At 45.0% G+C, this 15,688-nt stretch carries 6 protein-coding genes; all 6 read right to left on the bottom strand.

What is annotated here, in order from left to right; all coding sequences use genetic code 11:
* Positions 1–21 precede the first annotated feature (21 nt).
* The 6 genes from O3Q51_14670 to O3Q51_14645 all read right to left on the bottom strand — a co-directional run bounded on the left by O3Q51_14670 (position 22) and on the right by O3Q51_14645 (position 15,671).
* A complete protein-coding gene (locus tag O3Q51_14670) occupies positions 22–3,741 on the bottom strand; it encodes an ATP-binding protein (GenBank protein MCZ4410063.1) in 3,720 nt (1,239 codons plus the stop codon).
* Between the two features lie 4 nt (positions 3,742–3,745).
* The gene (locus O3Q51_14665) at positions 3,746–5,989 is read right to left on the bottom strand and encodes an ATP-binding protein (protein ID MCZ4410062.1); all 2,244 of its coding nucleotides are present in this window, start codon (positions 5,987–5,989) and stop codon (positions 3,746–3,748) included.
* A gap of 11 nt (positions 5,990–6,000) precedes the next feature.
* Complete coding sequence (locus tag O3Q51_14660) at positions 6,001–8,205, bottom strand: ATP-binding protein (GenBank protein MCZ4410061.1); 2,205 nt, start codon at positions 8,203–8,205, stop codon at positions 6,001–6,003.
* Positions 8,202–14,042 carry an ATP-binding protein gene (locus tag O3Q51_14655; GenBank protein MCZ4410060.1) on the bottom strand — a complete coding sequence of 1,947 codons (5,841 nt, stop codon included), beginning with the start codon at positions 14,040–14,042 and terminating at the stop codon, positions 8,202–8,204. Before O3Q51_14655 ends, O3Q51_14660 begins: the two co-directional genes overlap by 4 nt.
* A gap of 148 nt (positions 14,043–14,190) precedes the next feature.
* Positions 14,191–14,919 carry a DUF6090 family protein gene (locus O3Q51_14650; GenBank protein MCZ4410059.1) on the bottom strand — a complete coding sequence of 243 codons (729 nt, stop codon included), beginning with the start codon at positions 14,917–14,919 and terminating at the stop codon, positions 14,191–14,193.
* A 17-nt stretch (positions 14,920–14,936) separates the two neighbouring features.
* Positions 14,937–15,671, bottom strand: coding sequence for a DUF6090 family protein (locus O3Q51_14645; protein ID MCZ4410058.1), 735 nt, complete (start codon positions 15,669–15,671; stop codon positions 14,937–14,939).
* Between the last annotated feature and the right edge of the window lie 17 nt (positions 15,672–15,688).

The raw sequence follows: 15,688 nt of genomic DNA, 5'->3' as shown, positions 1-15,688 counted from the left end.
CAAATTAATATTTGAAGCCATTTATGCATTAGTCGGCAATGTGATGCAAAAATCAGCACCTCCACCTTCGTTATTTGATATTTTAATTTCGCCGCCATGCGCCTTCACAATATCGTAGCTCAGGCTTAACCCCAGTCCAGTTCCTTGACCTGTAGGCTTAGTGGTGAAGAAAGGCTGGAAGATTTTGTCTTTGATGTCGGGAGGGATGCCGGGGCCGTTGTCGGAAATCGATATGCGTAGCGCGTCGCTCGTAGTTCGTTTGGTGGTGACGGTTACTATTGGGTTTTCCGTTCCTGATTGAGCGCAAGCCTGAAACGCGTTGTTGATTAAGTTGAGTAGAACCCTTCCAATGTCTTGCGGTACCACATTCACCTTGGGCAATTCGGGATCAAAATCGGTTTTGAAATCGGCGTTGAAGGATTTGTCCTTGGCGCGCAGTCCGTGGTAGGAGAGCTTGAGGTATTCTTCGGCCAGGGCGTTGAGGTTGGTCGGAGTTTTTTCGCCTTTGCCGCTGCGGCTATGGGCGAGCATTCCTTTTACGATGGCATCGGCACGCTTGCCGTGGTGGGTTATCTTCTCAAGGTTGGCCTTGATATCGGCGGCGAGGGCTGCGGCTTCTTCCACATCACCCTTGGCCATCTCTTCGGCCATTTCGTCTATGAGCTCATTGCTCACTTCCGAGAAGTTATTGACGAAGTTCAGCGGGTTTTGAATCTCGTGGGCGATACCTGCCGTGAGCTCACCGAGGCTGGCCATTTTCTCTGCTTGGATGAGCTGGGCTTGGGTTGATCTTACGGTTTCCAGCGACGCTTCTAGTTCGGTAGTCCGTTCTGCTACGCTTAGTTCCAATTTCTCTTTTTCCATGCGCAAATTTCTCTCACGCCATTTGCTGAATATTCTCAACCCAGCCAGAAACAGCAACCCATAAATGGAGTAAGCCCACCAAGTGAGCCACCAAGGCGGATTTATGGTAATGATGATGGATTCTCCTTCTTCATTCCACACCCCATCGGCATTGGAAGCCTTTACCCGAAAGGTGTACTTGCCAGGCGAAAGGTTGGTATAGGATGCGCTTCTTGCCTTTGAAGGTAGGCTCCAGTCATTATCGTAATTTTCCAGTTTCCACGAATATTGATTGTCCTCAGACCGCAGGTAGTGCAAGGCCACAAATTCAAAACCAACGTCTTTTTGCCAATGCTCCAAGCTGATGGCATCAGTATAAGCAACGGCCTTTTTAAATATTTCGCCGTCAGGGATAGAGTAAATGCGGTTGTCTACGCTCACTTTTGTAATAACCACGGCGGGTACAGAAGGATCCTTTTTCAACAAGTCTGCAGGGACGATACGGTTCAGTCCGTTCGAACCACCAATCCAGACATCTCCATTGGCGGTGGTAATTTCACAATATCTCCTGCCGTTTGGTTGAAATCCATCTTTTTCAAAATAACTGGTAAAAGATTTTTTCTCGGGGTCAAATACGGATAGTCCTCTTTGGTTGGGTAACCATATCTTGCCTGTATGGTCCATAGCGTAATTATGATAATTGCGGCTACCGACTATGTCATTGTGCAACAAACCTTGTTCTTCACCATAAAAGGTTACTTCGCCAGATGTCTTATCGATTGCGGCTAATCCGTCTCCACTGTATGTACCAAAGTGAAAATTGCCATTGAGATCAATCGCATATCCGACAGTACACCAGTTGCCCTTATGGATAAACTCGTCGTGCTCATAGTCAAAAATGTCGAGGCCATTATTTTGAGCGATCAAAAGTTGTTTTTGCTCATCCTCAACAACAAAGAAGACCCGAGTGTCAGCAATTGACGTGCTGTCTTCGGCAACAGGCTGGTAGCGCGTGAACCCATCTTCAGATTCATTCAGTCGAAAGAGGCCACTTTCTTTTTCCCCACCATCAGCATCACTCAGCCAGATATTCCCTCTTGAATCCTGATAAAAAGAACTGATTCGTTGGCTGGTTAGTGAAGCTGGGTTTGTAGGATCTGATACGAAACTCTTAAGGATAGCTCCTGACGTATGATCCAAAACAAAAACCCCTTTATCAGAAATAGAAAGCCACAACCGACCTTTGGTATCAGGGTGCAAGAATGCGCATAGGTTTGGCTCTTCATTATTGAAAAAGAAACGCTCGAAAGTAGTGGTGCTTTCCTGTAATTTATTCAATCCGTTCCTGGTGCATACCCAAATACCTCCATCGACGTCTTCGGTAATAAATTGAACACGGTCATCGCTCAACGAGCCTGCATTTGACACATCGTTTTGGAAAACAAGAAAATTATCATTCGCAGGTTGGAATAAGGCCAAACCATTTTCAGTACCTACCCAAAGTCGCTGCTTACTGTCTTCAAACAGGAAGTTGATGGTATCTGATGGCAAGCCATCGGCCTCTGATTCCTTGCGGAGAAACAGATCCATTTGCTGTTTTTTGGGCGCCTGTTTGTAAAATCCAGGTCTGGTGTTTAGCCAAAGGAGCCCGGTTTGATCTTCCATAAAGCCGTATGACGTAGTCCAAAAATTCATGCGGTTGTTTTCTACATTAAATTGCGCATCGTAGAATCGGAATTCCTTGGTTGCAAAACTGTAATGCATAGAGAATTGCTCGATAAAATAACTATCCGGATTTATTGGTTGCAGCCAAATACCTTCCTTATCCTGAAAGCTTTCTTGGAAATGGTGCTTTTCGTTTAGCCTCAAATAATCCGGCGACTGATCAAATAACAAGGGCCCGCTTCCATAGGTCAGTACGGTGATGGTGTTTTGATCGGGATTGATCATGGAAATAGTTGCACCTTCATGGAATACCCAAAACTGACCGGTCGAATCTTCTATGGCACTCACCGTTTTCTTGTCCGATAAACCATTTGATTCATCGGGAGTTGAAACGTACTGTCGCACGACCTTTTCGGTCTTTGCATCAAATATGTACAGCCCATGATCTCCGGTCAAAAGCAAACGGTCATCCTTGCCATTAAAAAGGCTTCTTAAGGTATCTGCTTGCCCCGCTGAAGAAGATATAGTGCCGGTGGATAATGCCACATCAAAAGCATCGTAGTCGGGATTCCATTTTTGTAATTGTCCTAGTGTATCCAGCAGCCAAACCTGATGAGCAGCCTCAGCAATATTGCCATGTCTCCATCGATGAGCGCGACTTTCGGGAACCGTATATTTGGAAATAGCACCTGTTTGGGGATTCAGACGGCAGATTGTTGTCTCCTCTCTCGAATTGGTGGTCACTCTGAACCATATATTCCTTTCCTCGTCTTCGAGTAAAAGTTCTAAAAAGGATTGTACAGAAGTATTGCCGACTTTCGGTGTGTAATTTTTAAATCTTTCGGTTTCAGGATCAAAGCAAGAGATTCCGCGTTCTCTGTCATTTTTCATCGAACCACCCATCCAGATTTTACCATCTTTGGCTTTTAGCATTCCGCCAAACAGATTTCTCAATTGCAGTTGAGTGGTATCCTTCGGATCGTCTGTCGCTTTATAGACTTTAAAATTGTAGCCGTCGTACTTTACCAATCCGTTTTGGGTGGCGCACCACATAAAACCTTTGTCATCCTGCAAAAGCTCAATCGCAAATTCTTCGGGAAGCCCTTCGGTAACGCCGTATTTTTCGAAAGGGATTTTATCGGGCTGAGCAAATACGGGGTTTACGATTCCCAAAAGAATGCCGTACAAAAGGGCAATGGCCGAAGAGATTTTCTTTCCAGTTTTCATTTTCATCGTGCTATACTGATTGATTCGGCAATCGAATAAGGAAGGATGTTCCTTTGCCTTCTTCCGTTTCTACTGTCAATTCCCCGCCGTGCGCCTTCACAATATCGTAGCTCAAGCTGAGTCCCAATCCGGTTCCTTGACCAGTTGGTTTCGTGGTAAAAAAAGGCTGGAAGATTTTGTCTTTGATGTCGGGAGGAATGCCGGGGCCGTTGTCGGTGATCGTGATTCGTAGCTCGTCGTTCGTCGTTCGCTTGGTTTTGACAGTGACGGTGGGGTTTGAAACACCATTGACCGCCTGAAAGGCATTGTTGATCAAGTTGAGCAAAACGCGACCGATGTCCTGCGGCACGACGTTTACTTTCGGGAGATTGTCATCAAAATCGGTTTTGAAATCGGCGTTAAAGCTCTTGTCTTTGGCTCGAATTCCGTGATAAGAGAGTTTGAGGTATTCCTCAGCCAATCGATTAAGGTCTGTTGGTTTCTTTTCACCTTTTCCGCTTCGGCTATGGGCGAGCATTCCTTTTACGATGGCATCGGCCCGCTTGCCGTGGTGGGTAATTTTTTCGAGGTTTGCATCGATGTCTTTCGACAATTCTTTCACCTCCTCCATATTGCCATTGGAAATTTCTTCTTCCATTTCATCAATCAATTCTCGACTTACCTCTGAAAAGTTGTTGACGAAATTGAGCGGGTTTTGAATCTCGTGCGCTATGCCTGCCGTGAGCTCCCCGAGACTGGCCATTTTCTCGGATTGAATGAGTTGGGATTGGGTGGATTTAAGACTTGACAGTGTTTCTGAGAGCTTATTGTTGTCTCTTTGCTTGGTGCGGTAGCGGTTGTAAACCACCAGAGCAAGTATGAACAATAATACCGCCAAGCCGATCGTGAAATTCCTTGTTAAACCGGCTACCTCGTTTTCATTCTCAAGATTCGCTATAGAAATTTCGCGTTCATTCATTTCTTGTTCTAGCTCAAAGCTGCTTTTTCTAAATGCTGCTTGTTCGGTTAGAATATCATCTTGAATATCGATATAGGTTCTATACGCTTGGGCTGCTTTTGCTCCATCTCCTACTTGTAGATTCAACTCTGCCAAGAGCTTGTAGTCTACAAGCAGTTGCCCCCTCAAATTGATCACACGCTTTATGTCCTTTTCAACAAATTCAATGGCCTTTGCGTACTGGCTTCTCGCCTGATGGGAAAGAGCTAAATAATAGTCGGGGTTTACGGTACCTGAAAACGGAGAAGGAGGGATATTTTCTCTGCGCACCTCCTCCCACGCTGCTTGGAGCAAAGAATCAGCTCTTTCGAAGTCTCCCTTTTTGATGCAATACTCGGCTTCAATCTGATTTAAAACGACCGGAAACGAGCCGGTCAAGTCACCGGGAAAACGAGACCGTGCTATCTCGAGCAATTCCGGTACAGGCGCAAGGGAATCCATTTCTAAATAAGTTTCAGCTGCGCCTTTTGATGAAACGGGTTCCATGTCGAATGTGCTATCGCACATGCTGATCACAAAAGAAAATTGATCTAAGGCCTTTTGGTAATCCTTGGCCTGTTGATAGAATAAACCAAGAACGTGACTATTATTCATGTATGTACTCCTGCCAATGGGGCTTGACCTGAAGAAGTAATGTCTCGAAACAATAGTTGTATCCATGTAGCTAATGGATTTTTGCATATTGTAGATGGCCTGATCTTGTAAGGAGATAATCGAGTAAAAACCGCCCAATACATAATGACAAGCAGCCAAGGTTACGCTGTCATTTTCGGATTTAGCATCAACCAGCTTCTCGGAAAAGTAGGTGAATCCGTCGTTAATTCGATCAGAATTTCTGAAAGGCAGACGCAGTGTTTTTAAGTAAGCACTTCGCATCCAGTTTGAGTAAGGCCATTTTTCTTGTTCTAGCTCATCTAAACATGACTGGCCGTAGGAAATTGCCTTATCGTTGTCATTACCAACTAAGCTTAATAGGATGGAGTGTCGAACGATATATTCCAAAAATCTGTCGTCTTTGCGATCCAATTCGCGAGCAAACTCTTCTATCTGACTGATATCATCATCGGCTAAAGTAAGCTCATCAATGAGAGAAGTGGCTTGGACAAATTTCGATGTGTCAATTCCATTTTCCTGCCTCACTTCCGGAAGCATTTGAAGTACCGAATCTACGCGACTGGTTTGCCCATGCATAGCCTTAAATGGACAGCTAAGAATGATTATAATCAGTATGATTTTTCCTGTAAAGCGAATTTTCATTTGATTCATTTTTATAGAGGTATTTCAACCTTGAAGGCCGTTCCTAAACCTAGTTTGCTATCTGCAGTTAGATCTCCGCCATTAGCCTTCACAATATCATAACTCAAGCTCAGTCCCAATCCCGTTCCTTCGCCAGTGGGCTTGGTAGTGAAAAAGGGCTGGAAGATTTTGTCTTTGATGTCGGAGGGGATGCCGGGACCGTTGTCGGTGACCGTGATTCGTAGCTCGTCGTTCGTAGCTCGTTCGGTTTTGACGGTGACTAAAGGGTTATAGTCACCGCCCTCCTTCGCCAAGGCTTCGGCGGCCACTGCCTGAAAGGCATTGTTAATCAAGTTGAGCAGAACCCGACCAATGTCTTGCGGCACGACATTCACCTTTGGCAAATTCGGCTCAAAGTCGGTTTTGAAATCGACGTTGAAGGTATTGTCTTTGGCTCGAATACCGTGGTAAGATAGCTTGAGGTATTCTTCGGCCAGGGCATTGAGATCGGTGGGTGACTTTTCTCCTTTTCCGCTGCGGCTGTGAGCAAGCATTCCTTTTACGATGGCATCGGCGCGCTTGCCGTGGTGGGTGATTTTTTCGAGGTTTTGTTTGACGTCTCCGAGTAGTTCTGTGATATCAGTCAAGCTTTCTTTGTCTTCAGACGAGTCTTTTTGTTGAGACGAGTCTTGCTGTTGAGACAAGGCATGCCTTGTCTTTACTGCCACCACCTCTTCAATAGTCTCATCCACCAGCTCAGAAGACACCTCCGAGAAGTTATTGACGAAGTTGAGCGGGTTCTGGATCTCATGGGCGATGCCCGATGTGAGTTCTCCGAGGCTAGCCATTTTCTCGGATTGGATGAGTTGGGCTTGTGTCGACTTGAGCGTTTCCAGTGACTCCTTCAATTCACGTGTTCTCTCTTCCACCTGCGCTTCAAGTAAAGCATTCTGGTTGGCCAATATTTCACGCTTCTCTTCGGTGACTTGCAATAGCTTTTGGCTTTCAACACGAACCGCAACTAAGGTTTCTTTATACCGAACGGAAATATAGGCGAGGTAAAACAGCGGAGGACTGAGGATATTAAGCGATAGCAGAAGCTTATCGTATTCGTTGTAAAGATCTAGCGAGTATTTGTGGAGAACGATCTGTATAATGATAGCCGCGGTAGGTATGACTACGGCCGCCACAATAGCCCAATTCGCACCTTTGATTGCACCACGATGCGCAAAGAGCTTTCGTCCAAAATGAACCAGCATCAATACAAAAGCTACTGCAAATGGTTGAGAGATGGAGAATATATGTGCCGGAATGTTCAAGACAAGCAATAAGGCAAAAAGTACCCATGAGAGCTTCGAGATTTTTTGAGTGAGCACCCATTCCAGGATAAAAAGTCCAAAAAGGGTCATAATGGCTTGGAATGTTATAAAGAGCACGAACCTGATCTTCTCCATACCATAAGACATTTCAAAATAGGTGTTTCCGAATATCACCACAGTTCCAATGAGGACGACCGTCGTATACCACGCAATGATTCGAAATACTCTTTGATCGGGATTGAGGTAAACCAGAAACCAATAGAGGAAAAACAACAGAAAGGATACGCCTAAAGAAAGCGTAACATAAATATGGGTCTGTTTATGATCTCGAGTCACCCATGCTTCATAATCTGGTCCCGTTAGGTTGAGAAAGTTCTGAAGATTTTCGGACTTTAGGCGTATTTCCCTTTGGGTAAAGGTGCTTTCGTAATCGACGAAATGCACGGCAATGGTGTATTCCTGACCAGACAAAAGATCAACAGGGACTGGATATTTCAGGATGGGATTAAATGCCTCGTACGGGCTTCCTGTGTTTCCAAAACGGTGAAAAAGTTTGCCGTTGATATATACTTCGGTGGCCGCCCAGAGCTGTCGGCCAATAGCCAAGTCCATACCTTCAAAGCTTTCATCCAACTTCACTTTTATTCGAAACCAGCCTTCGATACGACCTGAGACATCTTCTAATTCCGGACTGATTTGAGTTGGGTTGAAGGCCTTCCAATCGGATACATCCAAATCAGGATCTGCCCAATGGGGGTTATGGCCCTTTCGAAATACCCAGCCATCGAGAGGAGCGAGGAAAAGGCGCTGATGCGGTTGGAACATTTCGGTGGAGAGCGTCACAGCTTCCCGTTGTGCAGAGAGGTTGATGCAGCTGAGCACCGTGGCCAAAACAATCAGAAGGTATCTGAATTTCATAATCCCTTTGTTGGTAGGTGAATCGAAAAAGTTGTCCCTTTTCCCTGACTTGAATCGATGGTAATCTCTCCTCCATGGGCCTTCACGATATCGTTGGTAATGCTCAGACCCAATCCCGTTCCTTCCGTACCCTTCTTGGTGGTGAAAAATGGCTGAAGGATTTTATCCTTATTAGCTTCTGGAATACCAGGGCCGTTATCGGAAATCGTAATTCGGAGCTCGTCGTTCGGAGTTCGTTGGGTTTTAACTGAAAGGGCGGGGAGGTAGTCCGTTGCCGTTTTCGCTTTTTCTCGCATGGCGTCGAAGGCATTATTGCTCAGGTTAAGTAGTACCCGGCTAAAATCTTCTCCGATTAGGTTTACTTGTCCGATATCCTCGTCGAGATCGAGTTGGATGTCGACATTGATGGGATTCTTTCCTGCGCGCATCCCATGAAAAGACAAATTCACATACTCTTTGATCAAGGCATTGAGATCAGTCGGTTCCATTTTCCCACTACCGCCGCGACTGTGTTGGAGCATGGACTTTACAATGGAGTCAGCCCGTGTGCCGTGCGTATGAACTTTGACTAAATTCCCTTTTACATCATTCAGAATCTCGACGATCTCCTCTTTCACGTCTGAATCATCCAGTTTTTCAATTTCCTCCAGCGCTTCATCGATCAGCTCTACCGAGACTTCCGAAAAATTGTTGACGAAGTTGAGAGGGTTCTTGATTTCGTGGGCGATGCCTGCCGTGAGTTGTCCCAAACTGGCTAGCTTTTCCTGCTGCACGAGCTGGGTTTGGGTGGCTTTGAGTTCGATAAGAGCATCCTCCGCTTTTTGTCTAGCTCTTTTGATTTCAATCAAATCTTTCTCAGCGGTTTTTAAATCTTCAAAGCGCTTGTAAGCCAAGTCAAAAACAGTAGCAAAACGCATAAGCGTATCCAGTGCTTCTTTGGGTGGATTGGGTACCATTCCCGGGAGACTGTAGCCGATTTCCCCGTGGGTGGTGCGGGCTATGATAAATGTTAACCCACCGATGTGCTCAATATCTTCCTGAGTAGGTGCATTGGGGTCTGCCTTCTCATAGTGGCCATAGGTATTCATGTTTTCCAGATAGTCCCATGCATCCTTGGCATTGAGCGGCAATACAAAAATCGGGTCATCACTTTTCTCCCATTCAGCCAGCACATCTATTTGATCGTGCACAACTTTTGGCACTTGAATGACCATACCCAATCGATTTCCATCTTCTGAGGTCATGGACATTTCGTACACTTCAGGCAACCAGCGCATGTGCCAGAAGTAATCTGATTCGTGCCCCAATGAAATGAATTCTTTCCTCATCCCTACCACGATATCAAATAGATCGGAAGACTCCTGCATGGCTGTGACTTGACCGCGGATCCGCTCCAGTGAGAGCTCAATCCGATTTTCTCGCATCTGTGCTTCTGCTTTTTTGAGGTCTTCGAATCGTCGATAAGCCAAATCAAAAACTCCTGCAAAACGCACAAGGGTATCCACCGCATCTTCAGGCGGATTGGGAACGACTCCGGGCAAACTGAAGCCTATTTCCCCGTGGGTGGTTCTGGCCATCACAAAGGTGAGCCCGCCGATGTGGCGAATGTCATCGAGCGATGGGGCCTGCGGATCAACCCGTTCGAAATCTCCGAGAGAGATCATCTTGTCAATGTAGTCTACGGCGACATCAACATCCATTGCTAAAACATGGAACGGATCTTTGGTTCTTTCCCAAGCGGCGACGGTCGCAATATCTCCGTGGATATGTCGGGGTAGCGTCATCACCATCCCGATCTTGGTTCCATCACCCGAGGTCATGGCTTTCTCATAGGTCTCAGGGAGCCAACGCATGTGCCAGAAATAGTGTGCTTCGTGATCCAAGTTCACGAACTCAGTGCGCATGGTCACTACAATGTCAAGCAGGTCAGAAGATTCTTGCATTCCTGTGACTTGGGCCCGAATGCGCTCAAGCGAGAGTTCAATCTGTGCTTCGCGTGTTTGCTCTTTGGCTTTCTTAAGATCCATGAAACGGGTGTAAGCAAATGAGAAAACAGACGTAGCTCTTCGCAACAAATCCCAACTTTCGTCGGATATTTCACCAGGAGAGGCTGCACCGATAAAGCCATTGGAGAATTTATAGAGATGATAAGTGCGTTCGGGAATGGTTTTCCCATAAAACTCGCTGGTACCAAACAGGTCGGACTTGTCCTCGCAGTAGCGTATCCATTCCACTCGATCTTCGCCTTTCATCAGGATGGATGCTTTTTCCTGGGGCGAGAGGTAAAAGGCAGTCATCTGCTGTCCGACTGCTGTCTCAGCCAGGTCCATGGTCATTCGGTCAGAAACCGACTTTTCGGGATTTTCCGCATCCTTGATGGTAAACCAGCATTGCGTTAGGTTGGTGCTATGATCGTGAATGTAGATAGAGCTGGTTTCCAATTCTTCCACGCCTAAAGCTCCCATTTCTTCACGGAGCAGCTCAGCCACTTCAATAAGTTCATCGGGACTTTGCATGGCCAATGATCGGGAGCGGACTTTTTCTAATGCGTTTTCGATTTGTGCTTCGCGAGCTTGCGCTTCTGCTTTTTGAAGGTCGAGGAACCGAATGTAAGCTTGATCAAAAACTTGGGTAAATCGCTCCAACAATTGCAGGGACTTGTCAGGAATAGGTTGAGAAGAAGTAGTCATCAACAAGCCATGTGAAAAGAAAGCCATGGAATGAATCCTGCGGTTATTGAGCGTTTCTTCTTTTATTGTCAATCCCAATGCCTCACGCACATAAGCCACCCATTCTTCGAGTTCCTGGCCGTGTAAGTCTATGATGATTGATTTCTTTTTTTCCTTCCATGCTGTGAAGGCTTTGAAAATGGTGGTTGGTTCGTCAAGGCTGGCAGTAAATTGCTTGTTGGTTGCCAGTCCACTTTCGTCGGTGGGCCAGACTTCAAGTGTTCTTTCTTCTTCTTTAAAGAAGCAGATATTCAATCGCTCGGGCGTTACACTTAGGTCTGCCATTTGCTGAAACATTTCAGCAGCGGCATCTGATAGCTCATCACTTTCGTGCATAGCCATTATTCGCGCCCTCACTCGCTCTAGAGCCAATTGAACCTTGGCTTCGCTAGCTTGATCTTCCGCTTTTTGCAAATCGAGAAAGCGCCTATATGTCAGACTAAGTACTGATTTGAATTTTCTAAAGATCTCTAGATCTTCATTGGAAAACTCTTGATCTGTCCAGGCAAAAACTACCCCTTCTTCGAAATATAAATAATGTCCAAACTGAACTTTATCATCTGGAAAAATTGGGTATTCCAGTTGAGGGTTCATGAATTGGTAATAATCACGTAATTCTTCTCCTTTCAGAATAGGATGATATTCCTCTTGAATTTGCCAATGCCGATACACTTCATCGAATACCGGGTGCCCTGATAAGTCGAACTGACCAATGAGTTTAACATCGTCACCATTATCAGTTGCCGAGGTAAGCGCAACATTTGCTAAGGTGGATTCTTTATTGATTAGCGTCACCCCGCATCTTCTTGGAGAGACATTTAGACTTTTTATTTCATGAAAGAATACATCTACAGTTTGGGCAAGATCATCCGAGCTATGCATGGCCATTGCCTTACTTCTTACTCTTTCCAACGCCACCTCGATTTGTGCTTCACGTGCCTGGGCCTCTGCTTTTTGAAGCTCGAGGAAACGGGTATAGGTCTGCTCAAAAACTTTAGCGAACCGTTTAAAAATGTCATGAGCTTCCGGGACATCTTCTCTGGTTATAAATAATAGATAACCATATTTAAAATAAACCACATGGTCTATTTGATAGGTTGGAAAACCGTCGTTGGTTTCTTTAAGTATTTTTAATACATCTCCTAAAACAGGAAGTTTGCTCATATATTCATAATGATCTACACATGCTTTTCCTGAAAATTCGTTTATCACTAATGATTCACCTTTCTGCCCTTTGTCATAATACTCTTTGAATATGCCTTTCCGTGGCACGGTATAAGTGTGCAATACACCGGCCTCATTTCCGAACCATTCGGTAGAATCTTCTTCCCCATAAATATTGAATGCACACCCCCAAGTTTGTATCCCCAACGACCTAACTTGTTGGTCTAATAAGTAAGATGCTTCTTGCAGCTCGTCGCTGTGCTGCATCGCCATTGTCCGAGATCGCACTTTTTCTAGAGCGGTTTCTATTTGGGCTTCACGAGCCTGATCTTCGGCCTTTTGCAGATCCAGAAATCGGGTATAGGTCTGATCAAAGACCTTCGCAAACCTTGTTAGAATGCCCGAATCCGGGTAGGATTCGAGTGTTATTATCAACAGATACCCATGCTTGAAGTAGGCGGCATTCCATTGCTGCCAATCAGGGAATGAAAGCCCTTCATCGATGATTTTTTGAAAAAACGGCTTAACCTCAGGCAGGGAAAGCATGTAGTTATAATGGCTTTTAACATCCATACCGGAAGCCTCTATGGCCAAGAAATCCTTGTCGGCTTTCCACCCTTCAAACATTTGTCGATGAGCAGGATCAGTGGTATTCGGAATACATACCGGCGGGAAAACACCATTCTCATTTGCAAACCAGAAGGAATCCTTATCTCTGTCTTTCTCACACAATCCAAATCCTGTCCCCCAAAGATTTCCCCCCAATCCTCTAAGTTGTTCAAAGAGCACAAATGCTACGTCTGCCAATTCTTCAGATCTCTGCATCCCCATGGTTCGGGAGCGAACTTTCTCGAGGGCAGTTTCTATTTGGGCCTCTCTCGCCTGAGCTTCTGCTTTTTGCAGATCCAGAAAACGGGTGTAGGTCTGTTGAAAGACCTTCCCAAACCGCAACACTATTTCATTTTCTTCTTCCTTATATGGGATTCCGGAGAAGTTTTCGATGTAAAGGGAAACATCGTCGAACAACACGGTAGTTGCAGCCAGTCCGGGGCAACTTAGGTAAAACTCTTTGGATGTTTCGGTTAATCCGGAAACATGTGATAAAAGCTCATTGTAAAATTTGTTCTTTTCCTCAAAGTTTAACTGGGTCACAAAATGGGTTGCCCCATTCTTTTTGGCTTCATTAAATTGATTTGCCCAAACAGACTCAAAATAGGGATGTGTGATTTTCGATGGAATTTCCCGGTCATCGGCAATCCAAAAATGCCAATCGTCGTGTGGGGAATAGTCAACAACAAAACCCGCGTGATCGAGGTTGATATTCAAGTTACTAAGCTGCTCGTAAACAACTTTAATCACCGCCTTGAGCTCATCACTGTTTTGCATGGCCATGCTGCGGCTTCTCACTCTTTCTAAAGCAGCTTCAATCTCTAATTCACGGCTTTTGTTCTCCAATTCAATTGTGCGCCTTTTCACGGCATCGCGGAGCTCGACATTCTCTTTCCTAATTTTATCGACGGCGATTGTTTCGCCTTCCTCGACACGCATATCGGGTACCGAACCGTGCTGTTGCAAAACCTTCCAGCCATCTGTGGTTTGGTGCAGAAGAGTGGATAGGCGGAACTTTGAGTAAAAGGTCCATTCGGCATCAATCAGAACATAGATATCACAGAACTCAATAATCTGTAGCATGTCACCTACAGGTATTTCTTTGATCTGCCTGTTGCGTTTTTCGGCTTTTCCAGCAACTTCATTCTGTTGAGCCTTCAGTATTTCAAGCGTGCCTGCTTTCCCAAAACTCACTTCACTTTCGGAAGTTCCAATCATGGTAAATTCGGTGTCAATTAAGCTCCCGAATTTTTCCATATTCCAAATGAAGTAGCTATCCCAATACGTTTCGTACACTTCGCGGGCAGCGGCGATTTCCTTACGACTCAAGGTCATACTCAATTAGGTTTAAAATGATTGATGGGCGTTAAGATGGTGAAAATGTGGATGAGATCAACGATAATGGCATCAATGGCTTGCCAATTACCTCGGATAGCCAGGCTTCGATCGACTGGAAATTGACGGATCTCCCTAAAAAACCCGCTCATTTTCTATCATTCAATTCTTGATCGATATGAGCAATTAGATTTTTCAAATCTTCGGATAAACGCGAATACCGATTGCTCATAGACTGCCGAACTTTTGCATTCATTCGAAGGGTTCCCTTGAATGCTTCATCCTCTTTTAAATCAGAAAGATTGATGGGCATTCCGGTATTTGAACCTTCGTCTAAAATCACTTTGGCATTGAGCTGCGGAATGACCTCATTCATTTGGTAGACATTGTCGTATTCCAACTCTTGCCGTTCGATGTAATAGTACCGTTCGGAATAGACGACGGTGATGTTTCTTCGCAAGCTGTCGTTTTGAATCAGGTCTATTCCTTTGGCTTTTAGGTGATCGTAAGCCGACATGTTTCGCCTTTGGGTAGTGGAATAGATCAAGTTACCGTAGTGAAAACGCAATGAGTCAGTCAAGGAGGTACCGTCTTCGAGATGCCTCAAAACAGCGGTATTGGAGTATTTCAGCTCCACTTGCTTGTTGATGTTCCAATAGCAATCTTCCAAATCGCTGTGCAGATTGTGGCGCATTTCCTGCAAAAGTTTTAATTCCTCTTTCGCTGCTTTCTGCTCTGCGTTCCAATTGTTCAATTGCAGTGCGATCAGGATTCCGATTACCACAAGAAAAATTTCACCCAGAGCGTACACCAGGTAGCGTGTAAAACGGTTCTGGGCGAGCAGGTTTTGGCGAGTTTTACGGAAGAATTTTAACATGTTTGGCTGTTACTTGATTAGTTATCTTCTAAAAAATCCCGGATACCTTCTCGAACGGTTTCAATTTGCCTATTCAGGTGGAGCGACTTGCTCAACATGATTGAAGCCTGGTACGAACTGTTTTGTAACCTTGCAATGAGCTGCGGGTCATCCAGCAGCTCATCATAATTTATCGCAACCCGTTTACTGTAAGGCCATTTCTCATACTTTTCAATGAAAAATTGATCAGTCCAATATGGGTGTATTTGGAATCGGAGCATATCAAAGCGTTCAGCTGCATATGTCATGTAGTAGGAATAATTCCGCTCGTAGAGATTTGAGATCATCATGCGAAGAGAGTCGTTGGAAATGATGTCTATTCCTTTTGACTCCAAAAGCTTATATCCATTTTGACCTGGCGAGAGATGGGGACTTATAGCAACAATATGCAAATAGGCCGCTATGGAATCATTAAAGGGACGTTTTGCCCGAAAATGTTCGATAAGCACAGAATCAACCCGCAATATGGTTTTAAAGCTTGCTATTTCGTCCTGTACATCAATGAGGTCTCCCTTTAGGTTGTTGTCGATTTCGATCAGAATACCCTTCTCAAGTTTAGCGCGCTGATTGTCTTGGTTCCAAGTATTAATCTGTAAAGCGATCAGGATTCCAATCACCACCAGGACAATTTCGCCAATGGCATAGGTAGCATAACGAGTCACGCGGCCTTGCGTTAGAAGGTTTTGGCGGATGGTGCGGAAGAACTTAATCATGAATTAGTCTCTTTTTG

Source organism: Cryomorphaceae bacterium 1068 (assembly GCA_027214385.1).
GTDB lineage: Bacteria > Bacteroidota > Bacteroidia > Flavobacteriales_D > Cryomorphaceae > JAKVAV01.
Note: the sequence above shows the minus strand (reverse complement) of the source record. Positions and strands in the feature narration are given on the sequence as shown.